Annotated in this window: 26 protein-coding genes and 1 riboswitch; of the genes, 16 read left to right on the forward strand and 10 right to left on the reverse strand. The window is 66.9% G+C overall.

From position 1 onward, the window contains the following. Nucleotides 1-23 precede the first annotated feature (23 nt). The 5 genes from BLT60_RS24340 to BLT60_RS10550 are packed head-to-tail and all read left to right on the forward strand — an operon-like array spanning nucleotide 24 to nucleotide 2,790. Nucleotides 24-188, forward strand: coding sequence for a hypothetical protein (locus tag BLT60_RS24340; RefSeq protein ID WP_175478384.1), 165 nt, complete (start codon nucleotides 24-26; stop codon nucleotides 186-188). Beyond that, on the forward strand, nucleotides 185-793 hold the full coding sequence (locus tag BLT60_RS10535; RefSeq protein ID WP_090876415.1) for a cytochrome c oxidase assembly protein: 609 nt from the start codon (nucleotides 185-187) through the stop codon (nucleotides 791-793). Before BLT60_RS24340 ends, BLT60_RS10535 begins: the two co-directional genes overlap by 4 nt. A gap of 17 nt (nucleotides 794-810) precedes the next feature. Further along, complete coding sequence (locus BLT60_RS10540) at nucleotides 811-1,653, forward strand: cytochrome c oxidase subunit 3 (RefSeq protein WP_090876416.1); 843 nt, start codon at nucleotides 811-813, stop codon at nucleotides 1,651-1,653. Between the two features lie 4 nt (nucleotides 1,654-1,657). Continuing rightward, complete coding sequence (locus tag BLT60_RS10545; protein WP_090876417.1) at nucleotides 1,658-2,047, forward strand: DUF983 domain-containing protein; 390 nt, start codon at nucleotides 1,658-1,660, stop codon at nucleotides 2,045-2,047. Beyond that, entirely contained in the window at nucleotides 2,044-2,790 is a 747-nt protein-coding gene (locus BLT60_RS10550; RefSeq protein WP_244521214.1) for an SURF1 family protein, read from the forward strand. Before BLT60_RS10545 ends, BLT60_RS10550 begins: the two co-directional genes overlap by 4 nt. Nucleotides 2,791-2,811: 21 nt before the next feature. Here the strand turns inward: BLT60_RS10550 and BLT60_RS10555 are convergent, their stop codons facing one another. Next, nucleotides 2,812-3,426: a YqgE/AlgH family protein gene (locus tag BLT60_RS10555; protein ID WP_090876762.1), complete on the reverse strand. Its 615-nt coding sequence runs from the start codon at nucleotides 3,424-3,426 to the stop codon at nucleotides 2,812-2,814. A 142-nt stretch (nucleotides 3,427-3,568) separates the two neighbouring features. On the opposite strand from BLT60_RS10555, the gene BLT60_RS10560 reads away from it, so the two are divergent. The 3 genes from BLT60_RS10560 (at nucleotide 3,569) to BLT60_RS10570 (ending at nucleotide 5,364) form a co-directional block, all read left to right on the forward strand. After that, on the forward strand, nucleotides 3,569-4,393 hold the full coding sequence (locus BLT60_RS10560; RefSeq protein WP_090876418.1) for a protein-disulfide reductase DsbD domain-containing protein: 825 nt from the start codon (nucleotides 3,569-3,571) through the stop codon (nucleotides 4,391-4,393). Between the two features lie 78 nt (nucleotides 4,394-4,471). After that, the gene (locus tag BLT60_RS10565) at nucleotides 4,472-4,963 is read left to right on the forward strand and encodes a peroxiredoxin (RefSeq protein ID WP_090876419.1); all 492 of its coding nucleotides are present in this window, start codon (nucleotides 4,472-4,474) and stop codon (nucleotides 4,961-4,963) included. 2 nt (nucleotides 4,964-4,965) lie between these two features. Continuing rightward, the gene (locus tag BLT60_RS10570) at nucleotides 4,966-5,364 is read left to right on the forward strand and encodes a GNAT family N-acetyltransferase (RefSeq protein WP_090876420.1); all 399 of its coding nucleotides are present in this window, start codon (nucleotides 4,966-4,968) and stop codon (nucleotides 5,362-5,364) included. An 8-nt stretch (nucleotides 5,365-5,372) separates the two neighbouring features. On the opposite strand, the gene rnhA is transcribed toward BLT60_RS10570, so the two are convergent. The 7 genes from rnhA to thrC all read right to left on the reverse strand — a co-directional run bounded on the left by rnhA (nucleotide 5,373) and on the right by thrC (nucleotide 14,148). Then, nucleotides 5,373-5,828 carry a ribonuclease HI gene (rnhA, locus tag BLT60_RS10575; protein WP_090876421.1) on the reverse strand — a complete coding sequence of 152 codons (456 nt, stop codon included), beginning with the start codon at nucleotides 5,826-5,828 and terminating at the stop codon, nucleotides 5,373-5,375. Further along, nucleotides 5,825-6,790, reverse strand: a complete 966-nt coding sequence (thrB, locus tag BLT60_RS10580; RefSeq protein ID WP_090876422.1) for a homoserine kinase — start codon at nucleotides 6,788-6,790, stop codon at nucleotides 5,825-5,827. Before thrB ends, rnhA begins: the two co-directional genes overlap by 4 nt. 7 nt (nucleotides 6,791-6,797) lie before the next feature. After that, nucleotides 6,798-7,784 carry a 4-hydroxy-3-methylbut-2-enyl diphosphate reductase gene (gene ispH / locus BLT60_RS10585; RefSeq protein ID WP_090876423.1) on the reverse strand — a complete coding sequence of 329 codons (987 nt, stop codon included), beginning with the start codon at nucleotides 7,782-7,784 and terminating at the stop codon, nucleotides 6,798-6,800. Between the two features lie 111 nt (nucleotides 7,785-7,895). After that, on the reverse strand, nucleotides 7,896-10,787 hold the full coding sequence (locus tag BLT60_RS10590) for an EAL domain-containing protein (protein ID WP_090876424.1): 2,892 nt from the start codon (nucleotides 10,785-10,787) through the stop codon (nucleotides 7,896-7,898). Between the two features lie 76 nt (nucleotides 10,788-10,863). Continuing rightward, nucleotides 10,864-11,451: a GNAT family N-acetyltransferase gene (locus BLT60_RS10595; RefSeq protein WP_090876425.1), complete on the reverse strand. Its 588-nt coding sequence runs from the start codon at nucleotides 11,449-11,451 to the stop codon at nucleotides 10,864-10,866. An 11-nt stretch (nucleotides 11,452-11,462) separates the two neighbouring features. Next, nucleotides 11,463-12,737: a M16 family metallopeptidase gene (locus BLT60_RS10600; protein ID WP_090876426.1), complete on the reverse strand. Its 1,275-nt coding sequence runs from the start codon at nucleotides 12,735-12,737 to the stop codon at nucleotides 11,463-11,465. 4 nt (nucleotides 12,738-12,741) lie between these two features. Next, nucleotides 12,742-14,148 carry a threonine synthase gene (gene thrC, locus BLT60_RS10605; protein WP_090876427.1) on the reverse strand — a complete coding sequence of 469 codons (1,407 nt, stop codon included), beginning with the start codon at nucleotides 14,146-14,148 and terminating at the stop codon, nucleotides 12,742-12,744. A 178-nt stretch (nucleotides 14,149-14,326) separates the two neighbouring features. Between thrC and BLT60_RS10610 the strand changes: the two genes are divergently transcribed. The 8 genes from BLT60_RS10610 to BLT60_RS10645 all read left to right on the forward strand — a co-directional run bounded on the left by BLT60_RS10610 (nucleotide 14,327) and on the right by BLT60_RS10645 (nucleotide 23,616). After that, nucleotides 14,327-14,911, forward strand: a complete 585-nt coding sequence (locus tag BLT60_RS10610; RefSeq protein WP_090876428.1) for a hypothetical protein — start codon at nucleotides 14,327-14,329, stop codon at nucleotides 14,909-14,911. Between the two features lie 105 nt (nucleotides 14,912-15,016). After that, nucleotides 15,017-15,112, forward strand: a riboswitch (glycine riboswitch). 296 nt (nucleotides 15,113-15,408) lie between these two features. Next, the gene (gene gcvT / locus BLT60_RS10615) at nucleotides 15,409-16,557 is read left to right on the forward strand and encodes a glycine cleavage system aminomethyltransferase GcvT (protein ID WP_090876429.1); all 1,149 of its coding nucleotides are present in this window, start codon (nucleotides 15,409-15,411) and stop codon (nucleotides 16,555-16,557) included. A gap of 14 nt (nucleotides 16,558-16,571) precedes the next feature. Beyond that, nucleotides 16,572-16,943: a glycine cleavage system protein GcvH gene (gene gcvH / locus BLT60_RS10620; RefSeq protein ID WP_090876430.1), complete on the forward strand. Its 372-nt coding sequence runs from the start codon at nucleotides 16,572-16,574 to the stop codon at nucleotides 16,941-16,943. 10 nt (nucleotides 16,944-16,953) lie between these two features. Next, the gene (locus BLT60_RS10625) at nucleotides 16,954-17,433 is read left to right on the forward strand and encodes an OsmC family protein (protein ID WP_090876431.1); all 480 of its coding nucleotides are present in this window, start codon (nucleotides 16,954-16,956) and stop codon (nucleotides 17,431-17,433) included. Between the two features lie 19 nt (nucleotides 17,434-17,452). Then, on the forward strand, nucleotides 17,453-18,799 hold the full coding sequence (gcvPA, locus tag BLT60_RS10630; protein ID WP_090876432.1) for an aminomethyl-transferring glycine dehydrogenase subunit GcvPA: 1,347 nt from the start codon (nucleotides 17,453-17,455) through the stop codon (nucleotides 18,797-18,799). Further along, nucleotides 18,796-20,424 carry an aminomethyl-transferring glycine dehydrogenase subunit GcvPB gene (gene gcvPB / locus BLT60_RS10635; RefSeq protein WP_244521215.1) on the forward strand — a complete coding sequence of 543 codons (1,629 nt, stop codon included), beginning with the start codon at nucleotides 18,796-18,798 and terminating at the stop codon, nucleotides 20,422-20,424. Before gcvPA ends, gcvPB begins: the two co-directional genes overlap by 4 nt. Nucleotides 20,425-20,484: 60 nt before the next feature. Further along, nucleotides 20,485-20,898 carry a DUF3830 family protein gene (locus BLT60_RS10640; RefSeq protein ID WP_090876433.1) on the forward strand — a complete coding sequence of 138 codons (414 nt, stop codon included), beginning with the start codon at nucleotides 20,485-20,487 and terminating at the stop codon, nucleotides 20,896-20,898. Nucleotides 20,899-21,063: 165 nt separating this feature from the next. Further along, nucleotides 21,064-23,616 (forward strand): calcium-binding protein, encoded by a 2,553-nt coding sequence (locus BLT60_RS10645; protein ID WP_090876434.1) that lies wholly within the window; start codon nucleotides 21,064-21,066, stop codon nucleotides 23,614-23,616. 27 nt (nucleotides 23,617-23,643) lie between these two features. Here the strand turns inward: BLT60_RS10645 and BLT60_RS10650 are convergent, their stop codons facing one another. Both BLT60_RS10650 and BLT60_RS10655 read right to left on the reverse strand, forming a co-directional pair. Further along, on the reverse strand, nucleotides 23,644-24,669 hold the full coding sequence (locus BLT60_RS10650; RefSeq protein WP_090876435.1) for a M23 family metallopeptidase: 1,026 nt from the start codon (nucleotides 24,667-24,669) through the stop codon (nucleotides 23,644-23,646). Beyond that, nucleotides 24,648-25,328 carry an HAD family hydrolase gene (locus BLT60_RS10655; RefSeq protein WP_090876436.1) on the reverse strand — a complete coding sequence of 227 codons (681 nt, stop codon included), beginning with the start codon at nucleotides 25,326-25,328 and terminating at the stop codon, nucleotides 24,648-24,650. The genes BLT60_RS10650 and BLT60_RS10655 overlap by 22 nt, the downstream gene beginning before the upstream one ends. Nucleotides 25,329-25,360: the final 32 nt, after the last annotated feature.

Raw genomic sequence — 25,360 nt, forward strand, 5'->3', positions numbered from 1 at the left:
TTCCGGTGACTGAAAGTGCCGATATGAGCGAACCTAGCAACGAGCCGGTGACGCCGGGCGACGCGCGCAGCCGTCGCCGCCGCATGCGCTCCATCGCGATCGCCTTGGCGCTGGCGGCGTTCGTGGTTCTGTTCTACCTCGTGACCATCGCCAAGCTCGGCTCCAACATCCTGCAAAGGCCGATATGAGCAGCGCCGGATCCCCTGACAAGACCGGAACCGGCAAGCGCGCCACGTCCCGCATGGGGCTGACCGCGGCGCTCTGCGCGGTGTTTGTCGCCGGCATGGTCGGCATGGCCTTCGCCTCGGTGCCGCTCTACCGGATCTTCTGCCAGGTCACCGGCTATGGCGGGACGACCCAGCAGGCCGAGAAGGCGCCGGAGGCGGCGATCGACCGCGAAGTCACGGTGCGTTTCGACGCCAACATCGTCAACGGACTCGGCTGGAGCTTCCGGCCGGTCACCCGCTCGGTCGACCTCAAGGTCGGCGAGATGGGCGAGGCGATATTCCTGGCCGAGAACCGCGGCACCACGACCACCACCGGCACGGCGGTCTTCAACGTCTCCCCGCTTTCCGCCGGCGGCTATTTCAACAAGATTGCCTGCTTCTGCTTCACCGAGCAGACGCTGCAACCCGGCGAGTCGATCGAGATGCCGGTGACTTTCTTCGTTGACCCGGCGATCGCCGGGGACAGCGATCTCGACAGCGTCCACACCATCACGCTTTCCTACACCTTCTATCCTGCCGAACCCGACGCCGTGGCGTCGGTGTCCGGTCAGGACAGTGCATTCTGACGTCGGAGCATCCGGAAATGGCTGAGGCCCACGCGAAGTCCCATCCCTACCATCTCGTCGATCCGAGCCCGTGGCCGTTGCTGGGGTCGATCGCCGCCTTTGTCCTGGCGGTGGGCAGCATCTCGTTCATGCACGGCGCCTCGATCTGGTGGATCGTACCGGGCCTGCTCGGCGTCTTCTACACCATGCTGGTCTGGTGGCGGGACGTGATCCATGAGGCGGAAGCCGGCGACCACACCCCGGTGGTGCAGCTCGGCCTCCGCTACGGCATGATCATGTTCATCGCCTCCGAGGTGATGTTCTTCGTTGCCTGGTTCTGGGCCTTCTTCGACGCCAGCCTCTTCCCCAACGCGGTCGAGCAGGTCTCCCGGGCCGAGTTCACCGGCGGTCACTGGCCGCCGCAGGGTGTCGAGGTCTTCGACCCCTGGCACTTCCCGCTGCTCAACACGCTGATCCTGCTCACCTCGGGCACGACGGTCACCTGGGCCCATCACGCGCTGCTGCACAACGACCGCAAGGGCCTGATCTGGGGCCTGGTGTCGACGATTGTCCTCGGCCTGATCTTCACCTGCGTGCAGATCTACGAATACGCCAACGCCGCCTTCTCCTTCGGTGGCAGCATCTATGGCTCGACCTTCTTCATGGCGACCGGCTTCCACGGCTTCCACGTCATCGTCGGGACCATCTTCCTGATTGTCTGTCTGATCCGCGCCGGGGCCGGCCAGTTCACCCCGAAGCAGCATTTCGGCTTCGAGGCGGCCGCCTGGTACTGGCATTTCGTCGACGTCGTCTGGCTGTTCCTGTTCTTCTCCATCTACGTGTGGGGCAACTGGGGTGCCCCGCAGCACCTGATCGAATAGGCGGATGTCGGCGAGCGACGACAAGGCGCTCTACCCGGATCTCTCGCCGTTCGAGACCGGCATGCGCGGGCGGTGTCCGCGCTGCGGCGAGGGGCGGTTGTTCAAGGGGTTCCTGGAACCCGCCGAACGCTGCCAGAATTGCGGCCTCGACTATGCCTTCGCCGACTCCGGCGACGGACCGGCGGTGTTCATCATCATGATCGTCGGCTTCATCGTCGTCGGGCTGGCGCTGGTGATGGAGTTCACCCTGCATCCGCCCTACTGGGTGCATGTCGTGCTGTGGGTTCCCCTCGTGCTCGGCTTGTCGATCGGCCTATTGCGGCCCCTGAAGGGGCTGATGATCGCCCAGCAGTATCGCCACCGGGCGCAAGAAGGCCGCATCGACGAGACGTGACCCGGACCGTATCCCGCCGACTGCTCGTCCCCGGCATCCTGGCCGCGGTCGCCTTCGCCGTCCTGATGTCGCTGGGCTTCTGGCAGGTCTCCCGCCTTCAGTGGAAGGAAGCGCTGATCGCCCGGGTCGAGAGCCGGCTGGCCGACGACCCCGTTCCCGCACCCGGACCGGACGAGTGGGACGGGCTCGACATCGCCGCGGCCGAGTACACGCCGGTGCGGCTCTCGGGCCGCTTTCTCAATCAGAACGAGGTCCATGTCGTCTTCTCGCTGACCGAGCCGAAGGGGCCGGTCGGCGGTATCGGCTACATGGTGATGACCCCGTTCGAGACGGACGAGGGATGGCTCGTCTACGTCAACCGCGGCTTCGTTCCGCAGGACAGGAAAGACGCGTCGACGCGCGCAGAGGGCCTGGTGGATGGGGAGACGACGGTCACCGGGCTGATGCGCGAGCCACAGCAGTCGTCATGGTTCATGCCGGGCGACGACATCCCGGGCAATGCGTGGTTCTCGCGCGATCCCGATGCTTATGCGATCGCCTACGGCCTGCCGGCCGATAAGGTCGCGCCCTATATCGTCGACGCGCTGGCCGAGCCGGCAAACCCCGGCGGGCTGCCGCAGGGCGGCGAGACGCCGATCGTCTTCCCCAACAGCCACCTGCAATATGCGGTGACGTGGTTCGGCCTTGCCGCGGCACTCATCGCGGTCTTCGTTGCGTTCGTGCTTCGGGAACGGCGCCGCTGACCGTCTTGGCCGGTCGGGATATCAGGCGTGGCCCGCTTCGCCGGACAGCCGGCTGGAGTCAACGCCGAGCAGCGCAAGGGCGCGGTCGTATTTCGCCTCGATGTCGGTGTCGAAGATCAGTTCAGGCGTTGCCGGGCAATTGAGCCAGCCATTGGCCTGGATCTCCGACTCGAGCTGGCCGGGCGCCCAGCCGGCATAGCCGAGCGCCAGCATCGCGTCGCGCGGGCCGTTGCCTTCGGCGATCGCCTTGAGGATGTCGAGCGTTGCCGTCAGGTTGACGTGGTCGTCGATCGGCAGCGTCGATGACTCGATGAAATAGTCGGCGCTGTGCAGCACGAATCCCCGTCCGGTCTCGACCGGCCCGCCGCGATAGACGCGCATGCCGTCGGCCTTCTTCGGCAGGCGGATTTCCGACCCCTTGGGCAGGATGTCGAGCTGGACCAGCAGGTCGCGGAAGGTAATCTCGGCCGCCGGCTGGTTGACCATGATGCCCATCGCGCCATCGGCCGAGTGAGCGCAGAGAAAGACCACGGTACGCGCGAAGCGGCTGTCCTGCATGCCGGGCATGGCGATCAGGAGCTGGCCGTCGAGGTAGTTCAGGGACGCGTCGTCCTTCTTGGTGCCGGGCGTGATCATTGCGACAAGGGTAGCACGGCAAAGCCAAAAGAAAAGACGGCCGGCGAAGGCCGGGGCGGCTGACATCGGCGTCACGAACATATGAAGCGGCGGGCCGATGACGTGAGTCGTTTCGCTGCATCGTCTGCGCTATGTGTGGGTCATGAGACGGAATTCCCTGCACTTCACCGGGCTGGTTCTCTTTGCCCTTGGCGTCGGCCTGGCGACCTCGTCCGCGGCCGAGGTCGGCGCGTGGTCCGAGGGCGACCGGGCGCGGGTCCGCCTTCTCGCCGGCGGCATCGATGCCGACGGTGCGCTACAGGGCGCGATCGAGATCGAACTGGCGCCGGGCTGGCATACCTATTGGCGGTCCCCCGGCGCAGTCGGCATTCCGCCCCAGGCCGATTTCTCGACATCTTCGAACGTAGGCGACATAGCGATCAGCTACCCGGTGCCGAGCCGTTACGACGACGGCTATGCGATCAGCAACGTCTACGAGGGGCGTGTGGTTCTGCCGCTGACCATCGCACCCGGCGACGGGCCGGTGTCGCTGCGGCTTTCGCTCGATATCGGCGTCTGCGAGGAGGTGTGCATCCCCGAGCATTTCGACGCCGCATTGGACGTCGGCATGGGCGCCAGCGACGCGGTCGCCAACCGCGCCATCGCCGAGGCATGGAAAGCCATTCCGGGCCCGGCCGAGCCGGGTGTGCTGGCCGTCGAGGACGTCACGCGCCACGGAGGCACGGACAAGCGGCCGGAATTCGACGTTGCCCTGGTGACGCCGCCGGGCGAGCCGATCGAGGTCTTCGTCGAGGGACCGACCGACTGGTACGCGGCGGTTCCCGAACTTGTGTCGGAAGGAGATGCGCCGGTCTATCGCGTCATGTTCGACCGGCTGGGGGCGCGGACACCGATCGATGGGGCCGATCTCCGGGTGACGATCGTCACACCGGATCGCGCCGTCGAGCAGAAAGTCCGCCTGGACTAGACGCGACACTCCCGGCGCTCTATTTCCACTCGCGTCAGGCCGTTTCCGGCCGAATTTCCCTATTGTCAGGAGCACAGGATGATCAAGGTCGGAGACCGGTTGCCGGATGGTGAGTTTCGCGTCAAGAACGCAGACGGCACGACGACGGACCTGACGACGGCCGAGTATTTCGGCGGGCGCAAGGTGGTGCTGGTCGGTGTTCCGGGGGCCTTCACCTCGACCTGCCACAACGCGCATATCCCGCAATTCGTCGCCAATGCCGGCGCGCTGCAGGCCAAGGGCGTCGACCGCATCGGGGTGATGGCAACCAACGACCATCACGTCATGAAGGCTTGGTCCCAATCCCTCGACGCGGACGGCAAGGTCGACTTTCTCGCCGACGGTCTCGGCGACTTCACCCGCGCGATCGGTCTGGAGGTCGACATGGTTCCCGGCCGTCTTGGCAAGCGCTGCAAGCGTTTTGCGGCGGTGATCGACGACGGCGTGGTCAAGGTCCTGAACTTCGAGCCGGATGGCGCCAAGGGAATCTCCGCGACCGGCGCGGCAGCGATGATCGAGGCTCTCGACTGACCGTGGCGCGGGCGGCGATCCGGATCGATCCGCATCCCGATCCGGAGAGCCTGAGGGCGCTCTTTCGCGCGGCGTGGAAGGCGGAGCCGACGGTCGATTTCGCCGCGGTACTGTCCCGCAGCCTGGCTCACCTCGGCGCCTATGATGGTGACACGCTGGTCGGCTTCGTCAATGTCGCTTGGGACGGTGGCCAGCACGCGTCGATCTTCGACACCTCGGTCCATCCGGATTACCAGCGGCGCGGCATCGCCACCGCACTCGTCACGAAGGCCGCGGACGTTGCGCGGGATCGCGGCGCCGCATGGCTGCATGTCGATTTCGAGCCGCACCTGGCGGCATTCTACAAAGGATGCGGCTTCCGCCCCACCGGGGCCGGGTTGATACGGCTTCGCGGGCGCTAGCCCTTTCGTCACCCGCCCTTTGGCTTGAACGGCTCCATGCCGTCGCGGGCGAGCTGGTCGGCGCGTTCGTTGGCTTCGTTGCCGGCGTGGCCCTTGACCCAGTGCCAGCGGACCTCGTGCTTTTCGCGCAGCGCGTCGAGCCGCTGCCACAGGTCGACATTCTTGACCGGCTTCCTGGCGCTGGTCTTCCAGCCATTCTTCTTCCAGCCGTGGATCCAGCCCATGATGCCGCCGCGCAAATATTGCGAGTCGGTGTGAAGGTCGACGGTCGAGGGACGCTTGAGCGCTTCCAGCGCCGCGATCGCCGCCATCAGCTCCATGCGGTTGTTGGTCGTCAGCGCCTCGCCGCCGGACAGATCCTTCTCGTGGCCGTTGGATTTCATCACGGCGCCCCAGCCGCCGGGGCCGGGATTCCCCGAACACGCCCCGTCGGTCCACACCTCGACCCTGGTTCTTTCGCTCACAGGTCGAGCCCATAGGCGCTGGCGTCGGCGACGCCGCGATGGAAGCGCAGCCGCCGATAATATTCGGACGGGTCCTTGGGCACGACGAGGGCTCCTTCCGGTACGGTCAGCCAGTCATAGAGGCGGGTGAGCAGGAAGCGGAGCGCAGCACCGCGGGCCAGCAGCGGCAGCGCCTCGATCTCGCCGGGCGTGAACGGCCGGACCGAGGCATAGCCGGTCAGCAGCGCCCGCGCCTTGGTGATGTTCAGCGACGTGTCGGCCTCGAAGCACCAGGCGTTGAGGCAAACCGCCGCGTCATAGGCCAGCATGTCGTTGCAGGCGAAATAGAAGTCGATCAGCCCGGACAGCCGCTTGTCGAGAAAGAAGACATTGTCGGGAAACAGGTCGGCGTGGATGACCCCTGAGGGCAGGTCGCGCGGCCAATGGGCCTCAAGATAGTCGAGTTCGCTCTCGATCTCGCGGCCGAGGCCGGCGCTGACTTCGTCGGCGCGCCCCTCGCAGGCTTCGTAGAGCGGCCGCCAGCTCTCGACCGACAGCGCATTGCGCCGGGTAAGCGCGAAACCTTCGGCGGCGCGGTGGAGTTCGGCAAGCGAGCGGCCGACGGCGCCGCACTGGTCGGGCCGCGGCCGGCGCACCGAAATGCCGTTGAGGAAGGTGATGATCGCGGTCGGGCGGTCGGCCAGCCGGCCAAGCGCTTCGCCCTGGCGGTTATGGACCGGCGTCGGGCAGTTCAGGCCGCGCGCCGCGAGGTGGTCCATCAGCCCGAGGAAGAAGGGCAGGTCGGCCGGATCGACGCGCTTCTCGTAGAGGGTCAGGATGAACTGGCCGGCTTCCGTCACCAGCAGGTAGTTCGAATTCTCGACGCCCTCGGCGATGCCCTTCAGCGACTGGACGGCGCCAAGGTCATAACCGCTCAGGAAGCGTTCGAGCTCTTCGTCGGAAAAATCGGTATAGACCGCCAAACCAGCCTCACTCAGCCGCTTCGCGGAGCTGACGGGGGAGGGCGAAGGTGATGTCCTCGGCGGCGGTGGTGACGACTTCGACCCGCACGTCAAAGCGCTCGGCGAAGCTGTCGATAACCTCCTCGACGAGGACTTCCGGGGCCGAGGCGCCGGCGGTGATGCCAAGCCGGGCGATGCCCTCGAAGCGCGCCCAGTCGATGTCGGCGGCGCGCTGGACGAGCACCGAGACCGGGCAGCCGACACGCTCGGCCACCTCGCGCAGGCGCTGGGAGTTGGACGAGTTGGGCGCGCCGACGACGATCATCGCGTCGACCTCGGCGCCGACCCGCTTGACCGCCTCCTGGCGGTTGGTGGTGGCGTAGCAGATGTCGTCCTTGTGCGGTGCCATGATCGTCGGGAAGCGCTCGGTCAGGATCCGGACGATTGCCGCGGTGTCGTCGACCGACAGCGTCGTCTGGGTGATCCAGGCGAGCCGGTCGGGATCGCGCGGGGTGAAGGCGCGGGCGTCGGCTTCGGTCTCGATCAGCGTCACCGCGCCGGGCGGCAACTGGCCCATGGTGCCGATCACCTCGGGGTGGCCGGCATGGCCGATCAGGACGATCTCGCGGTCCCGCTTGCGGTGCAGGATCTCCGCCTCGCGATGGACCTTGGTAACCAGCGGGCAGGTGGCGTCGAGCTGGAAGAAGTTGCGCGCCGCGGCCGCCTCCGGCACGACCCGGGCAACGCCATGGGCCGAGAAGATCACCGGCTGGTCGGTCTCGGGGATCTCGTCGAGTTCCTCGACGAAGATCGCGCCCTTTGCCCGCAGGCTGTCGACGACATAGCGATTGTGGACGATCTCGTGCCGGACATAGACCGGCGCGCCGAACCGCTCCAGCGCCAGTTCGACGATCTGGATCGCCCGGTCGACGCCGGCGCAAAAACCACGCGGCGCGCAGAGCCGGATTTCCAGCGGCGGTTTGGTCGTGGCGGCCAAGGATGCGGTGTCGGACATGGGCTGAATAAGGGAATGAAGTGCCGCCGTGTCAAGCGGCGCGGAAGGTCAATCAAATCAATCGCTTCAACGTTCAGGGCGTAACCGTCGAAGCGGAGCGAAATCAGGGGCTTACGCCTCTTCGTATTCTTCCTCGACGCCGGTGCGGAACAACAGCTTGTTGGCCTCGGCGGCGGTCATCGGCTGGCCGTAGAGGAAGCCCTGGACAAATTCGCAGCCGAGTTCCTGCAGGTCCTGGGCGTCCGATTCCGATTCCGCGCCTTCCGCCACGACGTCCATGCCGAGGTCATGGGCGAGCGAGATGATCGAGCGCAGGATGATCCGCCGGTCGCCGGAACCGGTGCCGCGAACGAAGGTCTTGTCGATCTTGATCGTGTCGAACGGGAAGCGCTGGAGATAGGACAGTGACGAATAGCCGGTGCCGAAGTCGTCGAGCGACAGGCCGGCGCCAAGCTCGCGGATGCGGACCAGCACCTGCGCCGCGTATTCGGGATTCTCCATCACCAGGCTTTCGGTGACCTCGAGCTTGAGCGAACCGCGATTGATGCTCGAGCGGACAAGCACCGACTTGACGTCGTTGATCAGGTCGTGCCGCAACAACTGCCGGCTCGAGACGTTGACGCTGGTAAAGAGCGAGGTGTGCCGGCCGAGCGCTTCCTGCCAGTCGGCGAGCTGGCGCGCCGCCCGGTCGAGGACGAAGAGGCCGAGCGGAATGATCAACCCGGTGCGCTCCGCCATCGGGATGAAGTCGGTCGGCGGAATCCGGCCGAGCTTGGGATGGTCCCAGCGGACCAGCGCCTCGAAGCCGGCGATCGTCTTGTCCTCCAGCCGGACGATCGGCTGGTAGAGGACCTTGATCTCCTCGCGGCCGAGCGCCCGGCGGAGGTCGGATTCGAGGGTGGCGAGGTCGGTGCCATGCTGGCGCAGCGCCGGGCGGAAGGCCTCGATGCGATCGCCGCCGAGACGCTTGGCGTGGAACATGCCGATCTCGGCTTCCTTGATCATCTCCTCGGCTTCCATGTCCTTGGAGTCGTGCATCGAGATGCCGATGGAGGCGGTGAGGAAGACCTCCTTCTCGCCGAGCGTGATCGGCGCGCGCAGCGTGCGGCGCACGGATTCGGCGAAGGCGGCGATCCGCTCCGGCTGGTTCTCGGAGATCAGCAGGAAGGCGAACTGGTCGCCGTTGAGGCGAGCCAGCGTGTCCTGCGGCTTGAGCAGCCGGGTGAGGCGGCGGGCAATGGTCAGGAGGATCGAGTCGCCGATCGCCAGTCCGAACCCGTCATTGACCTGCTTGAAGCGGTCGACATCGAGCATGAAGACCGACGGCCGCGAGACGCCTTCGGCCTCGGTACGGGCGATGGCGGCGCGGAGCCGGTCGAGAAAGAGCTCGCGGTTGGGAAGGCCGGTCAGGTTGTCATGCACCGAGTCGTGCAGGAGCCGTTCCTCGGCCGTCCGCTCCTCGGTCACGTCGAGCAGCGTGCCGACGACGCGCAGCACCTCGCCGTCCTGGCCGAGCACCGGGCGGGCGCGCAGGTGGAACCAGCGGTAATGGCCATCCTCGGAGCGCAGCCGGAAATCCTGCGAGATGCGGCCGCGCCGCTGCTCGACCGCGGCGTCGAGGAGCGAGCGGAAGCGGTCGCGGTCGCCAGGATGCAGCACGTCGAGCCAGTCGCGCGCCGCGCCCTCCAGGGTGCCGCGGCCGAGGCCGAGCAGGTCTTCCGCCTCGGGGCCGGCATAGATGCGGTCGCGCTGGACGTCCCAGTCCCAGACGATGTCGCCGGCGCCGGTCAAAGCCAACGCCCGCCGCTCGGTGTCGCCGATCGGTCCCTGGGTGACGACGCCGCCGGCGAAGGCGTGCTGCATCACCGTGAAGCCGATCAACAGCACGATCAGCACCAGGCCGCCGGCCAGCGCCGGCTGGACGACGTCATTGGCGAGGTCGCCGGTCACCGTCAGCCAGGCGGCGAAGGTCCAGACGAGGAGCAGGACCCAGGTCGGGATCAGCATGATCGCCCGGTCGAAGCCATGGGTGGCGAGATAGACGATCAGCGCGAATCCGAGCACGGCGGTCAGGCCGATCGACAGGCGCGCGACGCCGGCCGCGATCGACGGTTCGACAATCGAGATGCCGAGCAGCAGCACGAGCCCGAGCAGCCAGCCGATGGTCAGGTGGCTGTAGCGAACGTGCCAGCGATTGAGGTGGAGATAGGTATAGGTGAAGACGACCAGCGAGGCGGCGAGCAGGACCTCGGCCCCGGCGCGCCACATCTGGTCCTCGCCGGGCAGGACGGCGATCACCCGGTTCCAGAATCCGAAATCGATGCACAGGTAAATCAGCACCGCCCAGGCGAGCGTCGCCGTCGCCGGGAACATCGCCGTTCCCTTGACGACGAAGACGATGGTCAGGAACAGCGCGAGCAGCCCGGAGATGCCGAGGACGATGCCGCGATAGAGCGAGTAGGAGTTGACCGCGTCCTTGTAGGCGTCGCCGTCCCACAGGTAGATCTGCGGCAATTCCGGCGTGCGCAATTCGGCGATGTAGGTGACGACGGCGCCGGGATCGAGGGTGATCCGGAAGACGTCGGCTTCCTGGCTGTCCTGACGGTCCGGGGCAAAGCCCTGGCTCGGCGTGATATTGGCGATCCGCGACGCGCCGAGGTCGGGCCAGAAGACGCCGGATCCGGCGAGCCGGAAATGCGGCGAGACGAGCAGCCGGTCGATCTGTTCGTCGCCGTTATTGGCAAGCGCGAACACCGCCCAGACGGAACTGCCGCCGCCCTCCTGCGACTTGATCTCGATGCGGCGAACGATGCCGTCGGGACCGGGCGCGGTGGAGACCTGGATGCGGTCGTCCGGTTCCCGGTAGATCTGCACCTGCTGGGTGAGGTCGAGCGTCCGCTTGTCGAGCGGAACGGCGATTCCATCGAGCGCCTGCGCACCGGCGTGCGGAAGCACCACCGAGACGAGGGCGAGGACAAAAAGCAGGATCAGGCGAACAGGCAAGAACCGACGCTCCGCGGCCGGGGTTAATCGCGACTTAGTATTTGTTTACACGGGCCGAAACAAGGCAAGAGGCGCTTCAGGTCCGCGGGTCGTCACGGACGAGACCGTAGAGCAGGTGATCCTGCCATCGGCCGTCGATGCACAGGAACTTGCGCGCATAGCCCTCGCGCCGGAATCCGACCGTCTCGAGGAGCTGGATGGAGGCCTGGTTGTGGGGCAGACAGGCAGCGTCGATTCGGTTGAGATGCAAGGTATCGAAGGCGAATGCGGCCATCGCCCGCACCGATGCGCTCATGTAGCCCTTGCCGGCGAAGGGCATGCCCATCCAGTAGCCGAGGACCGCCGACTGGGCGACGCCGCGCTGGACCTGGGAGAGCGTCAGCCCGCCGAGCAGGGTCTCGCCGTCGGGCGAAAAGACGAACATCGGATAGCCGGAGCCATTGCGGATCTCTCGCTGGTAACGCCTGATTCGGCGCCGAAAGGAGAGTTTGGTGAGGTCGTCGGCCGGCCAGATCGGTTCCCATGGGGCGAGGAATGACCGGCTGTCCTCGCGCAATTTCGCCCATTGCGGATAGTCGGCCAGCATCGGCGCGCGCAGCAGGACCCGCTCGGCCCGGATCGTCGGGCTGGTCGAGACGGTCGAGATCGAGCGCAGGAAAGCCATCCGGCCCTCCGTCAGCCGGTCGAGCGAACGCCGAGACGTTCGGCGATACGGTCGCGGTCCATCACCCCGTTTGCCGGCCCGACGGTGGCCAGGGTCGGCGGGCCGCCGCGGAAGATGCGATCGGCGAGGGCGCGCAGGTCGTCGGTGCTGATCCCCTCGATGCGTTCGAGGAGTTCTTCCGCCGAGACGATGCGGCCGAAGAGCAGGAGTTGCCGGGCGAGCTGGCCGGCGCGGGCCGCCGGGCTCTCCAGCGTCATCAACAGGCCGGCGCGCAACTGCGCCCGGGCGCGCCTCAGTTCCTTGTCGCCGATATCGTCGATCGCCCGGCTCAACTCGTCGATCACCACCGGCATCAACTCCTCGACGTCTTCCGGCCCGGTGGCGGCATGTACGCCGAAGACGCCGGTATCGGCGAAGCTCCAGTGGAAGGCGTAGATCGAGTAGCAGAGGCCGCGTTTCTCCCGCACTTCCTGAAAAAGGCGGGAGGACATCCCGCCGCCGACGATCGAGGCGAGGATCTGGGCGGTGTAGAATTCGTCCGAGGCGTAAGGCAGGCCCTCGAAGCCGAGCATGATCTGGGCTTCCATCAGGTCGCGCTGCTCGCGGCTCTCGCCGCCGCGATAGGTGGCGGTAGTTGGCTTGGGCCCGAGATCGGCCGGAATGGCGCGGAAGGAATCGTTGGCCAGCCCGACGAGCTGGTCGTGATCGATGGCGCCTGCCGCGGCGACGACCATCGAGGGGCCGCGGTAATGGCGATCGAGATAGGCGCCGAGCATCGGCGATCCGGCCGATTTCACGGTCTCGGCGGTGCCAAGGATGGTCCGGCCGATCGGCTGGCCGGGGAAGGCGGCTTCGGCGAAGGAGTCGAAAACCCGGTCCTCCGGGGTATCGAGCGCGGCGCCGATCTCCTGAAGGATGACATGCTGCTCGCGGGCGAGTTCGGCCGGGTCGAAGACCGAGTTCGACAGGATATCGCTGAGGATATCGAGGGCGAGCGGCACGTCGTCCTTGAGCACCCGGGCATAATAGGACGTGGTCTCGACGCTGGTCGCGGCATTGACCTCGCCGCCGACTTCCTCGATCTGCTCGGCGATATCGGCGGCCGAGCGGGTCCTGGTTCCCTTGAAGGCCATGTGCTCGAGGAGATGCGACAGGCCGTGCTCCTCGTCACGCTCCGACCGGGAGCCCGCGCCGACCCACACGCCAAGGGCGGCGCTCTCAAGGTGCTCCATTTCATGCGTTACGACTCTGAGGCCGGATTCCAGACTCGTTACGCGCACTGACATTGCGTCAAACCTCGTCCCTAACCGAATTGGCGTTTGAGAGGAGGAAATCCTCCACGACTGACTGATCGTTGGCAAGGACGACGAATTCCTCCTTTCGGGAGGTCAGGTCGTCAAAGCCGGGTGGCAGGGCGGGTGGCTGGCCGGTCGCGGCCTCCACGGCCGCGGAGAACTTTGCCGGATGGGCGGTTGAAAGGGTGACCATCGGCGTCTCCGGCGCCATGTGGCGGCGGGCGACGGCAAGGCCGACCGCGGTGTGCGGATCGGGCAGGAAGCCGGTATCGCGCCACGTGCCGACGATGGTCGCCGCGCATTCCGCTTCGTCCGTCGTGCCGGCGACGAAATCGTCGCGGATCGCAGCCAGCGCCTGTGGTTCGACGGTGAAGGCGCGGGACTGGGCGAGGGCCGCCATCAGCCGGTCGACGGCCTCGGCGTCGCGATCGCAGGCCTCGAACAGGGCGCGTTCGAAATTCGACGAGACCTGGATGTCCATGGATGGCGACGTGGTCGCCTCGACGCCGCCGACTTCGTAGCGGCCGGTCGCAAGAGTGCGGGCGAGGATGTCGTTGACGTTGGTGGCGATGACCAGGTCGGCGATCGGCAGGCCCATCTTTTTCGCCGCGTAGCCTGCGAAGATGTCGCCGAAGTTGCCGGTCGGCACGGTGAAGGAGACGCGACGGCCGGGGGCGCCGAGCGCCACGGCGGCGGTGAAATAGTAGACGATCTGGGCAACGATCCGGGCCCAGTTGATCGAATTGACGCCGGTCAGCGCCAGCCGCTCGCGAAGCCGCTTGTTGCCGAAAGCCGCCTTCACCATCGCCTGGCAATCGTCGAAATTGCCCTTGATGGCGATCGGATGGATGTTCGCGGCGCCGCTGGTGGTCATCTGCCGCTGCTGGAACGGCGAGACGCGCCCCTCTGGGAACAGCATGAAGAGATCGACATTGTCGCGATCGCGAAACGCCTCGATCGCCGCCCCGCCGGTATCGCCCGATGTCGCGCCGATGATCGTCACCTTCTCGCCGCGCCGCGCCAGCGTGTGGTCCATCATCCGCGACAGCAACTGCATCGCGACGTCCTTGAAGGCGAGGGTGGGGCCGTGGAACAGCTCCAGCACCCATTCGCCGGGGGCGAGCTGGACGAGCGGCGCGACCGCCGGGTGACGAAAGGTCGCGTAGGCCTCGGCGCACATCCGGTCGAGATCGGCGTCGTCGATGTCGCCGGTGGTGAATGGCCGGATGACCTGCGCGGCGACCTCGGCATAGGGGCGGCCGGCAAATCCGGCGATCTCGGCGGAGGAAAGCTGCGGCCAGGACTCCGGGACATAAAGGCCCCCGTCCCCCGCAAGCCCGGCAAGCAGGACATCCGAAAAGCCAAGCGCGGGTGCGCGTCCGCGCGTACTCACATATTTCACAGGCAGTGCCTTCCGGTCCCGGACAGGGCGCCCGGCTCGATCTCTGGAAATCTAGCGGCCGCGATAGCAGGCGGCAAGCGCCGCCTCATGGCGCTTCAAAGCGTGCGACGAAGAACCCGTCGCAAAAAAGCCGTTAGATTTGTTATAGAAACATCCCTTTCGCACAAGAGGAATGTCAATGCGATTCCCGTTCCATCGGATAGCGACGGCCCGCAACGGGCTGATGGCCATCGCGGTGGTCGCCCTCGGCGCCTGCTCGGCGACGGACGGGCCGAGCCTCGTTTCCGGCGCTACGACGGCGACGCCCGACGCCACCACGGCCGCCGCCGTGCCGACGCAGTTCCTGAAATCGTCCTATTGCCCGCCGATCCAGATCCGCGCCGGCACCGAGGCGATGACCATCTACGAGCGCGGCCATGACAATGAATCGGCGTTCGTCCGCCAGCAGGCCTCGATCACCAAGACCGCCCGCGAATGCCGGGTCGCCGGCAACGAACTGGCGATCAAGATCGGCGTCAGCGGCCGCGTGGTGGCCGGGCCGAAAGGCGGCGCCGGATCGGTGACGCTGCCGGTGCGGGTCGCCGTCGCCAAGCAGATCGGCGGGGCCGGGCCGCTGTATACGAACCTGTTCAAGGTGCCGGTCACGCTGAGCGCCCCGACCTTTGGGAAGACCTATCAGGAGGTCTTCAACGTGTCGGTGCCGGTCGGGCCGCAGGACCGCGACCTGATCATTTTCGTCGGCTTCGACGAAGGGAAGAAGTAAGCGGCGGCGCGCCCGCGATTGACTCGACCAAGCCGGACCCTATGCTGACGGAGTCGGGGTGTCGTCGCGTCCCGGCCGGGCGATCGCCGCGAGGGGATCGGCCGTAAACGACCGCCGGGAGAGATCGGACCACGAGACGGTCCGGCGCCGAAGGAGCAACCGCCCCGGAAACTCTCAGGCTAAAGGACCGGACGGTCGACGACGCTCTGGAAAGCAGCACGCCGCGAGGCGGGCTCACCGAAGGAGTAACCGCGAGGCCGTGATTTCCGGGTGTTCCGGAAGGGCGGCCACGGAAGCATTTTCAGGGAGAGGTGGCTTGCACCTCTCAGTCCGGAAGAGCGACCACGGAAGCGTTTCCAGGAAAAGTGGCTTGCACTTTTCCGTCCGGAAGAGCGACCGGCAAAGACGCGGGAATCTCTCAGGTCCTCGGACAGAGGGGGTACGAACGGGCCACGCTTGGGCCGTCTCGTAACCGTCGCTCTGGATCCGGGGAACGCATGGCCGAAGCCGTCTCGAACGATCTCATGGAAACCCCGCTGGCCGGGCTCCATCGCGAGCTTGGCGCGCGGATGGTGCCCTTCGCCGGCTATTCGATGCCGGTCCAGTATCCGACCGGGATCATCGCAGAGCACAACCAGGTGCGCGATTCCGCCGGCCTGTTCGACGTCTCGCACATGGGCCAGGCGTGCCTCGTCGGGCCGGATCACGAAACCACCGCTCGCGCGCTCGAGGCGCTGACACCGGGCGATTTCGTCAACCTCGGTCGCGGCCGGGAGCGTTACACGCTGCTCCTCACAGAGGATGGTGGCATCATCGACGACATGATGGTGACACGGCCGGTTTCGGTCGACGATGACGGTCGGCTGATGCTCGTCGTCAACGCCGCGCGCAAGGATGTCGACTATGCCGATTTCCGCGCCCGGTTACCTGCCTCGGTGACGCTCGAGCCGATGGAAGACCGCGCCTTGCTCGCCCTCCAGGGCCCCGCGGCCGCGAAGGTTCTGGCCCGCCACGTCGCGGATTTCGGCGAGCCGGGCTTCATGACGGTGCGGTCGGCTTCTTTCGACGACGTCTCCTGCGACATCTATCGCTCCGGCTACACGGGCGAGGACGGCTTTGAGCTGTCCATGGCCGCAGACGATGCCGAGGCGATCGCGCGCGCCCTGCTGGCCGAACCGGAGGTCGGGCCGATCGGCCTTGGCGCCCGCGACTCGCTGCGGCTCGAGGCGGGGCTCTGCCTTTACGGGCACGACATCGACACCACCACCACGCCGGCCGAAGCCGATCTCGGCTTTGCCATCGCGAAACGCAGGCGCGAGGAGGGCGGTTTCCCCGGCGCCGAACGGATCCTGCGCGAACTGGCCGACGGCCCGCCGCGGAAGCGGATCGGCCTGATGCTGGACGGCCGCGCGCCGGCCCGCGAGGGCGCCCATATCAAGACCCGCGACGGTCGCCATATCGGCGACGTGACCTCCGGCGGCTTCGCCCCGACGGTCGGCGCGCCGATCGCCATGGGCTACGTCAACGCCGAATTCGCCGAAGACGGCACCGGCCTTGCCATCGAGGTGCGGGGCAAGGACCTGCCGGCGACGGTCACCGCCATGCCCTTCGTGCCCCACCGCTATTTCCGCAAACGCAAGCCCTGACGAGGACTCCCCGCATGAGCACCCGCTATTCCCGCGATCACGAATGGATTCGCCTCGAAGGCGACACCGCCGTGGTCGGCATCACCACCTACGCCCAGGAACAGCTTGGCGACGTCGTCTATGTCGAACTCCCCGAGGTCGGCAAGACGCTGGCCAAGGGCGCCGAGGCGGCGGTCGTCGAGTCGGTCAAGGCGGCCAGCGAGGTCTTCGCACCGGTTGGCGGCGAGGTCGTCGAGGTCAACGCGGCGCTCGGCGACGAGCCGGCGACGGTCAACCAGTCGCCGGAGGACGCCGGCTGGTTCCTCAAGTTGAAGCTTTCCGACAAGTCCGAACTCGACGGCCTGATGGACGCCGACGCCTACAAGGCCTTCGTCGACACGCTCTGAGGAGAGACCATTGGCCCAGCCCCATCTCTATCGCGCCACCGTGACCTGGCAGCGCGACGCCGAAGACGATTTCGCCAGGGGACGGTATTCGCGCCGCCACCTCTGGCATTTCGACGGCGGCATCGCGCTTGCCGCCTCGGCCTCCCCGCTGGTCGTGCCGAAGCCGTGGTCGGCGGAGGACGCGGTCGACCCGGAGGAGGCGTTCATCGCCTCGCTCTCCTCCTGCCACATGCTGACCTTCCTCGACATCGCCCGGCGCGGCGGCTTCGTCGTCGAGCGCTACCAGGACGAGGCCGAGGGCGAGATGGCGAAGAATGCCGAGGGCCGCTTCTGGATCTCGCAGGTCACCCTACGCCCCCGGATCGTCTTTTCCGACGCCGGCGCGCCCGATGCCGCCGAGAGCGAACGGCTGCACCACGCCGCCCACGAAGCCTGTTTCATCGCCAATTCGGTCCTGACGGAAGTCCGGGTCGAGCCGGCCGGCCCCTGATCCGGAGAACGGACCCGCAATGCGTTACCTTCCCCATACCGAAGCCGATCGCGAGGCCATGCTGGCGCGGATCGGCGTTCCGGCGATCGACGCGCTCTTCGCCGACATCCCGGCGGACAAGCGCCTCGACGGCCTGCTCGACCTGCCGGCGACCCGCAGCGAAATGGAGGTCGAGGCGGCGCTCGGCCGGATGGCCGGCAAGAATACGCCGGCCGGCTCGGTGCCCTTCTTCGTTGGCGCCGGAGCCTATCGCCATCATGTCCCGGCGAGCGTCGACCACCTGATCCAGCGGTCCGAATTCCTCACCTCCTACACGCCCTACCAGCCGGAGGTCAGCCAGGGGACGCTGCAATACCTGTTCGAGTTCCAGACCCAGGTGGCGAACCTCACCGGCATGGAGGTCGCCAACGCCTCGATGTATGACGGCTCGACCGGCACGGCCGAGGCGGTGCTGATGGCGCACCGGGTGACGAAGCGGCGCAAGGCGGTACTTTCCGGCGGCCTCCATCCGCAATACCGCGCCGTGGTCGAGACGGTGTCGGAAATGGCCGAGGACGCGGTGGTCGCTCTGCCGCCGGATCCGACCGGCACCGAGGCGATCCTCGACGCGATCGACGACGAGACGTCCTGCGTCGTCGTCCAGTCGCCGTCCTTCTACGGCGAATTGATCGACCTGGCGCCGATCGCCGAGAAGGCGCATGCGGTGGGGGCGCTGCTGGTCGCCGTCTTCACCGAGGTAGTGTCGCTCGGCGCCATCGAACCGCCGGGTGCGCAGGGCGCCGATATCGTCGTCGGCGAGGGCCAGTCGATCGGCAATCCGCTGACCTTCGGCGGCCCCTATGTCGGCCTCTTCGCCACCCGCCAGAAGTTCCTCCGCCAGATGCCGGGACGGCTCTGCGGCGAGACGGTCGACGCCGAGGGACGGCGCGGTTTCGTGCTGACGCTCTCGACCCGCGAGCAGCATATCCGCCGCGACAAGGCGACCTCGAACATCTGCACCAACTCCGGCCTCTGCTGCCTCGCCTTCACCATCCACATGACGCTGCTCGGCGAGACCGGGCTCCGTCGGCTGGCCGCGAGCAACCATGCGAGCGCGGTGGCGCTGGCGGATTCATTGTCTGAGGTTCCGGGCGTAAGCGTCCTGAATGATTCGTTTTTCAACGAATTCACGATCCGCGTTCCCGGCGATGCGGCCGAGGTCATCGACGCGCTGGCGCAAAACGGCATCCTCGGCGGCGTGCCGGTGTCGCGGCTTGAACACGACCGGCCAGACCTCGCCGACCTGATCGTCGTCGCCACGACCGAGACCAATACCGATGCAGACCGCGCCGCGTTTGTCGCGGGACTGAAGGAGGTGCTGTCGTGAACGAACAGGGTCGTCCCACCGCGCCGGTCACCGCCGTGACCGAAGACGCTGCCAACACCTTCACCGGCAACCGCGCGCTCCAGATGGAGGAGCCGCTGATCTTCGAGACCGGGCGGTATGACGTCACCGGCGTCGATCTTCCCCAAGAGGCGGGGAGAGCGGAACGCGCAACAGGGAGCAAAAAAGAGGCGGCGAGCGCCGAAGGCGCGACAGGGAAGAAAACGAGACTCGGAAAACATGCCCGCACGGCGCCGATCGACCTGCCGGGGCTGACCGAGCCGGAGGCGATGCGGCACTATGTGCGGCTCAGCCAGAAGAATTACGCGATCGATAGCGGGCTCTATCCGCTCGGCTCCTGCACGATGAAGCACAACCCGCGCCTCAACGAGAAGATGGCGCGGCTGCCGGGCTTTGCCGATATCCATCCGTTGCAGCCGGTCGCGACCGTGACCGGGGCAACCGAGCTGATCACCGAGCTCGGCCGCTGGCTGCTGGAGATGACCGGCATGCGCTCGGTGGCGATGAGCCCCAAGGCCGGCGCCCATGGCGAGCTCTGCGGCATGATGGCGATCAAGGCGGCGCTGACGGCGCGCGGCGACAAACGGTCGACGGTGCTCGTGCCGGAATCGGCGCATGGCACCAACCCGGCGACCGCGGCGCTGCTCGGCTACTCGGTGGTCGATGTCCCGGCCCGGGAAGACGGCACCGTCGATCCGGCCGCGGTCAGGGAGCGGCTGTCGCCGGACGTCGCGGCGATCATGCTGACCAACCCCAACACCTGCGGGCTGTTCGAACGCGACGTGGTGGCGATCGCCGACGCGGTGCACGAGGCCGGCGCGCTGTTCTACGCCGACGGCGCCAACTTCAACGCCATCGTCGGCAAGGTGAAGCCCGGCGACCTTGGCGTCGACGCCATGCACATCAACCTGCACAAGACCTTCTCGACGCCGCATGGCGGCGGTGGGCCGGGGGCCGGGCCGGTGGTCTTCTCCGACATGCTGGCGCCCTATGCGCCGGTGCCCTTCGTCCGGATCGCCGGCGAGGGCGCCGAGTTCGTCGGTACCCGCGCCGAGGCCGGGGAGGGGGCGGCGCCCTTCGGCCGGATGACCGCCTTCCACGGCCAGATGGGCATGTTCGTCCGGGCGATGGCCTACATGTTCTCCCACGGCGCCGACGGCATGCGCCAGGCGTCCGATGACGCGGTGCTCAACGCAAACTATGTCCGCGCCGGGCTGCGCGACCTGATGAGCCAGCCCTTCGGCGACCGGGTCTGCATGCACGAGGTGCTGTTCGACGACCATTTCCTCGACGACACCGGCGTCACCACCCTGGATTTCGCCAAGGCGATGATCGACGAGGGCTACCATCCGATGACCATGTATTTCCCGCTGGTCGTCCATGGCGCCATGCTGATCGAGCCGACCGAGTCGGAATCGAAGGCTTCGCTCGACCTCTTCATCGCGACGCTGCGCGATCTCGTCATGCGGGCGAAGAAGGGCGAGGCCGAGCGCTTCCGCCAGGCGCCGCAGCTTGCGCCGCGCCGCCGACTCGACGAAACCCGCGCCGCCCGGCAGCCGAAGCTGAAATGGGAAAAGCCGGCGCCGTGGAGCGAAGCGGCTGAATAGCCGGGCTGGATGTGCTACCGCCTGAGCGGACAGAACCGAACGCGACCTGGAGACGACGCAATGACGATGGTGCACATCACGGCCGGCCCCTATGAATTCGAGGCGCGGCTGGAAGAGGTGGCGGCGCCGAAGACCTGCGCCCGGTTCAAGGAATTGCTGCCCTATCGCGAGCGGATCATCCATGTCCGCTGGAGCGGCGAGGGGTGCTGGATCCCGCTCGGCGACCTCGACCTCGGCCTCGACTTCGAGAACAACACCAGCTATCCGGCACCCGGCGAGATCATCCTCTTTCCAGGTGGCCTCAGCGAGACCGAATTCCTGATCGCCTACGGACCGGTCTGCTTTGCCAGCAAGGCGGGGCAACTCTCCGGCAACCATTTCCTGACGATCACCAAGGGCAAGGAAAACCTCCAGGCCCTCGGCAAGCTGACGCTCTGGGAAGGCGCCCAGGAGATCCTCTTCAAGCTCGCCTGACCCGGACATACGCCACGGCTCGCCGGACCTGACGAGCCGGTATCAGCCGCAAGGGGTTCCCTGCGCGGGCCTGAACCCGGGTCTTCGTCACCGCCCTGTCACGTGCTCCGGTTAACGGATGGTTTCTTATCGAAATCAATTCGTTGACACCCGCTGGGGAGCACCATGGCTGCAAATCTCGTCGATACCTTTTCCACCACGCCGATCGATCTTGCCGGCAACGATACGCTGGACGTCACCGCGCCCGGATCGATCGTCACCTCCGACGTCGCGATCGTCTGGAATCTTGACGACCCGTCCGTCGCGCCGCCCGGCGTGGTCGTTGTCAACAACGGCTACATCGCGTCGACCGACGACCGCGCCATCGAGACCGACGGGTCCCTGAACGGCGCGCAGGCAATCTCGCTCACCAACCACGGCACCATCACCGCGACCGGCGACGCCTTCAAGATCGGCGACGATCTGACCGACGGCATTGTCGTGATCAACAACTACGGCACCTTCGAATCCACCGACGACGGCCAGGTCTTCGACTTCAACGACGTCGAGGAGGCTGCCTCGATCGTCATCACCAATTTTGCCGGTGGCCTGATCCGGGCGACTGGCGCGGACGCGATGCGCCCGGGCGCCGACGCGGAAATCCACAATCACGGACATATCGTCTCGGAGGACGGTGACGGCATCGACTTCCAGGACGATGACGGCGGGGTCGTCACCAACCATGACGGCGGCCTGATCGAGGGCTCGAAGCACGGCATCACCGGCGACGAGGCGGTGACGGTCCACAATGCCGCGGGCGGCACGATCATCGGCCACAACGGCTCGGCGGTGAATATCGACAACGAAGGCGGCGAGGAGAACACCGTCCATGTCGTCAACCATGGCGTGATGGAAGGCCGCTCGGCCGAGACCGACGACAGCGACGGCGACGCCATCGACACCGACGGGCTGCTGATCCTCGACAACTATGGAAGCATCAAGGGTCTTGGCCACGAAGGCTACCACGACGGCGAGCCGAACCTGTCCGAGGGCATCGCCACCGGCGGCGGCGTCATCAACAATTTCGCGGGCGGCGAAATCTACGGCTACGGCCGCGCCATTCAGGTCGACGACAGCAGCAACGGCGCCGCGTTCTCGGCGACGATGATCCACAACGAAGGCCTGATCGAAGGCGGCGGCAACGGGCCGGAAGGGGTTTCGCCGGAAGATGCCGCGCCCCTCCTGCCAACCGGCAACGAAGCGATCAACCTGGTCGGCGACTGGGCCGACGAATTGTCCAACAGCGGCGTCATCATCGGCGGCGTGATGATGGACGGCGGCGCCGACACGCTGACCAACATGGGCGCGATGAGCGCCATGGCCGGGTCGGCGGTCGATATGGGCGCCGGCAACGACATCGTCAATGCCTATGTCGGCAGTAGCATCAAAGGGTTGCTTGACGGCGGCGCCGACACCGACACGCTCAATCTGCTGGGCGAGGGCGCCGGCGAAGTCGGTGCCGTGGTCAACTTCGAGGCGCTTGCCGTCCAGGCCGGCGTGTGGCGTGTCATGGCTTCGCAAGCCTATGCCGACGGCATCGTCATTGCCGCCGGTGCGAGCCTCATCGTCGGCGACGGCGTCAGCCTTGGCGGCGATATCGCGGTCGCCGGGCGTCTGGTGATCGAGAATCCGGGCCTTGCCACGCTCGGTCAGGTGATCACCGGAACCGGCGTGGTCGAGTTCGCCGGTGGCGGCACCACGACCCTCGCTGCCGCCAGCAGCTACAGCGGTGGCACCCTGCTGGCCGCGGGGACGCTGGCGATCGGCGCCGCCGGGGCGGCGGGCACCGGCGACATCGCCTTCGGCGACGGCGGGCAGACGCTGGTCGTCGACAACGGCACGGCGGCACCGGTGGCATCCGAAGCGGCCGCGACCTTCGCAAATGCGATCGTCGACTTCGGCACCGGGGATGCGATCGAGCTGACCGGCCTGGCCTTCGCCGCCGGGGCGAGCGTCGACTATGACGCAGCGACCGGCATGATGACGGTGTCGAGCTACGGCGCCAGCTACCGGTTGACGGTCGTCGATCCCGAGGCGACCGAATTCACCGCCGAAAGCGACGGCGCCGGGGGAACCCGCATCGTCCTCAAGGATGTCGGCGTCACCATCGTCGGTAACAGCAAGGGCAACACCGTCGACGCCAGCCAGTCGGTGTTCGGCCAGCCGCTGCCGACGGCTTCCGACGATCTCATCAAGGGGCGTGGCGGCCACGATCGCCTGTCGGGCCTCGCCGGCAACGACGACATCCAGGGCGGCCGGGGCAAGGACCGCATCAAGGGCGGCGAGGGCAACGACCTGGTCAATGGTGGCCTGGGCAAGAACAAGGTAACCGGCAACGAGGGCGCCGACGCCTTCGTGTTCGACACCAGGCTCGGCGACGGCAAGCATGCCGACAAGGGCACCAACTTCACCTTCACCCGGATCACCGACTTCGACACCGACGAGGACCTGGTGCTGCTCGACCAGGCGATCTTCACCGGCCTGTCGCTCGGCCCGCTGTCGGAGTCGGAATTTGCAAGAGGCAAGAAGGCGAAGGATGGCGACGACCACATCCTCTACCACCAGAAGTCCGGCGGGGTCTGGTACGACGCTGACGGCAAGGGCGGCGAGGATGCCGTGATGTTCGCCAGGGTGTCGAAGGGCACCAGCCTGGACGCGGGAGACTTCCTGGTCGTCTGACCCGGACCGAAGACATCCGGGCGCCCGCTAGGGGGCGTCCGGCATCTCCAGGGTCGCCTCGCCGAAGGCGATCTCGGCGCCGTCGCGGATCACTGAATAGCGGCCGCGATAGGTGCCGGCCGGCCAGGCGGCGGCGGTGAGCCGCTTGCCGGCGAAGGCGAAGAACTGCGCCTTCGAGCGGTCGAGCGGATCGATCGTGTTTTCACCGAAGACATTACCGTCCGGGCCAATGACCCGGATTGCCTGGACGTCGCCCTGCTCGAGGCCGATTGCCCGGCCGAAGAAGACCAGGGCGGGCGCGTCGGGCCGCAGCGCGACGCTGTCCAGGTCACCGCTTTCGACGTCTTCCATCGTGATCGCCGTGTCGGCGAAGCCGGCGTTGAGCACGAAGGCCGGCCGGTATCCGAGCGCCGCCGCGGCGTCGCTGGACCAGAGGCCGGTCGCGGCATCGCCGGCGACCGCGCAGCCGGCTCCGCCTGCGGCCGGCTGCGTGGCGAAGGGATCGACCGTCCCGTCGTTGTCGCGGACCGTGAAATGCAGATGGGGGAACTCGGTCATGCCGGAGAGGCCAATCTCGCCGAGCGGCGTGCCGGCCTTAACCGTGTCGCCGGGCGCGACCCGGATGCTGCCCCGCTTCATGTGGCAATATTGCGTGGACCAGCCGTCGCCATGGCTGATGAAGACGCCGTTGCCGCATTCGCGATCGGCCACGGCCCCGGGATTTTCCTCGTCGAACATCGCGTCGCGGACGCCGTCGCGCGTCCGCTGCACCGTGCCGTCGGCGGCGGCGAGAACGACAACGCCCGCCGTCATGTCGCGCAGCGTCGGCACCCGGATGTCGACGCCGTCATGGCCGTCATAGGTCTGGTGGCCGCAGCGATAATCGAGGGCCTCGGGCCCTGCGTCGCGGTCGACATAGTGCTGGATGGCGCAGGTCGCGCCGATGTCGCAGGCGACGGGAAAGGCGAGCTCGATCGCCGCCGCCACCGCCGGCGACAAGGTCAGCGGCGCGGCGAGAACCACAAGGGCGGTTAGCTGTCGATGCCGTCCCATACCGCGAAAGCCTCGACGATCTTGGGAATGTCGGAAAGCTTGTTGGTCACCGTTTCGGCGCCGGCCGCGGTAAGCAGGTCGGCGAGGCCGACCCATGCATGCTGCCCGCCGGTGAACCCGATGACCCGGGCGCCGGCGGCATGGGCGGCAGTGACGCCGAAGACCGAATCCTCGACGACGATCGCGTCGCGCGGTGCGCAGCGGAACTGCTCCATGCCATAGATATAGACGTTCGGATCGGGCTTCGTCCTGCGATCGCCGACCTCGCCGGCCGACCAGATATTCGGCGCGAACTTGTCCCAGATGCCGGTCCGCTCCATGGTCAGCCGCAACCGCTCGGTCGACGAGTTGGAGCAGACGCAACGCGGGCCTTCGAGAATGTCGAGCATCTCCAGGACACCGGGGACCGCCTCGACTTCAGCGGCAAGGCGCCGGTTCAGCTCGGCATCCTGCTCGGCCAGGAATTCCGGCGGCAGCGGCTTGCCGATCTCCGCCTGGATGATCTCGGCGATGCCATCGCTGGTCAGGCCGACGAAACGGCGGATGACGTCTTCCGGCGTGATCTTGAAGCCGATTTCGGCCAGATGCTCGGAGTCGACCTGGGCCGCAATGATTTCGGAATCAACCAGAACGCCGTCGCAGTCGAACATAATCAGCATGGTGGGAACCGTCTGTCCGTCGGCAAGATGCC

Origin of the sequence: Bauldia litoralis, assembly GCF_900104485.1 — a bacterium.
Classification (GTDB): domain Bacteria; phylum Pseudomonadota; class Alphaproteobacteria; order Rhizobiales; family Kaistiaceae; genus Bauldia; species Bauldia litoralis.

Bases quoted from the DNA above. Each gene is read 5' to 3' on its own strand.
- BLT60_RS24340 (WP_175478384.1), top strand. From the start codon at position 24: ATGAGCGAACCTAGCAACGAGCCGGTGACGCCGGGCGACGCGCGCAGC.
- BLT60_RS10535 (WP_090876415.1), top strand. From the start codon at position 185: ATGAGCAGCGCCGGATCCCCTGACAAGACCGGAACCGGCAAGCGCGCC.
- BLT60_RS10540 (WP_090876416.1), top strand. From the start codon at position 811: ATGGCTGAGGCCCACGCGAAGTCCCATCCCTACCATCTCGTCGATCCG.
- BLT60_RS10545 (WP_090876417.1), top strand. From the start codon at position 1,658: ATGTCGGCGAGCGACGACAAGGCGCTCTACCCGGATCTCTCGCCGTTC.
- BLT60_RS10555 (WP_090876762.1), bottom strand. From the start codon at position 3,426: ATGATCACGCCCGGCACCAAGAAGGACGACGCGTCCCTGAACTACCTC.
- BLT60_RS10560 (WP_090876418.1), top strand. From the start codon at position 3,569: ATGAGACGGAATTCCCTGCACTTCACCGGGCTGGTTCTCTTTGCCCTT.
- BLT60_RS10565 (WP_090876419.1), top strand. From the start codon at position 4,472: ATGATCAAGGTCGGAGACCGGTTGCCGGATGGTGAGTTTCGCGTCAAG.
- ispH (WP_090876423.1), bottom strand. From the start codon at position 7,784: ATGTCCGACACCGCATCCTTGGCCGCCACGACCAAACCGCCGCTGGAA.
- BLT60_RS10595 (WP_090876425.1), bottom strand. From the start codon at position 11,451: ATGGCTTTCCTGCGCTCGATCTCGACCGTCTCGACCAGCCCGACGATC.
- BLT60_RS10600 (WP_090876426.1), bottom strand. From the start codon at position 12,737: ATGTCAGTGCGCGTAACGAGTCTGGAATCCGGCCTCAGAGTCGTAACG.
- BLT60_RS10610 (WP_090876428.1), top strand. From the start codon at position 14,327: ATGCGATTCCCGTTCCATCGGATAGCGACGGCCCGCAACGGGCTGATG.
- gcvT (WP_090876429.1), top strand. From the start codon at position 15,409: ATGGCCGAAGCCGTCTCGAACGATCTCATGGAAACCCCGCTGGCCGGG.
- gcvH (WP_090876430.1), top strand. From the start codon at position 16,572: ATGAGCACCCGCTATTCCCGCGATCACGAATGGATTCGCCTCGAAGGC.
- gcvPA (WP_090876432.1), top strand. From the start codon at position 17,453: ATGCGTTACCTTCCCCATACCGAAGCCGATCGCGAGGCCATGCTGGCG.
- BLT60_RS10640 (WP_090876433.1), top strand. From the start codon at position 20,485: ATGACGATGGTGCACATCACGGCCGGCCCCTATGAATTCGAGGCGCGG.
- BLT60_RS10645 (WP_090876434.1), top strand. From the start codon at position 21,064: ATGGCTGCAAATCTCGTCGATACCTTTTCCACCACGCCGATCGATCTT.
- BLT60_RS10650 (WP_090876435.1), bottom strand. From the start codon at position 24,669: ATGGGACGGCATCGACAGCTAACCGCCCTTGTGGTTCTCGCCGCGCCG.
- BLT60_RS10655 (WP_090876436.1), bottom strand. From the start codon at position 25,328: ATGCTGATTATGTTCGACTGCGACGGCGTTCTGGTTGATTCCGAAATC.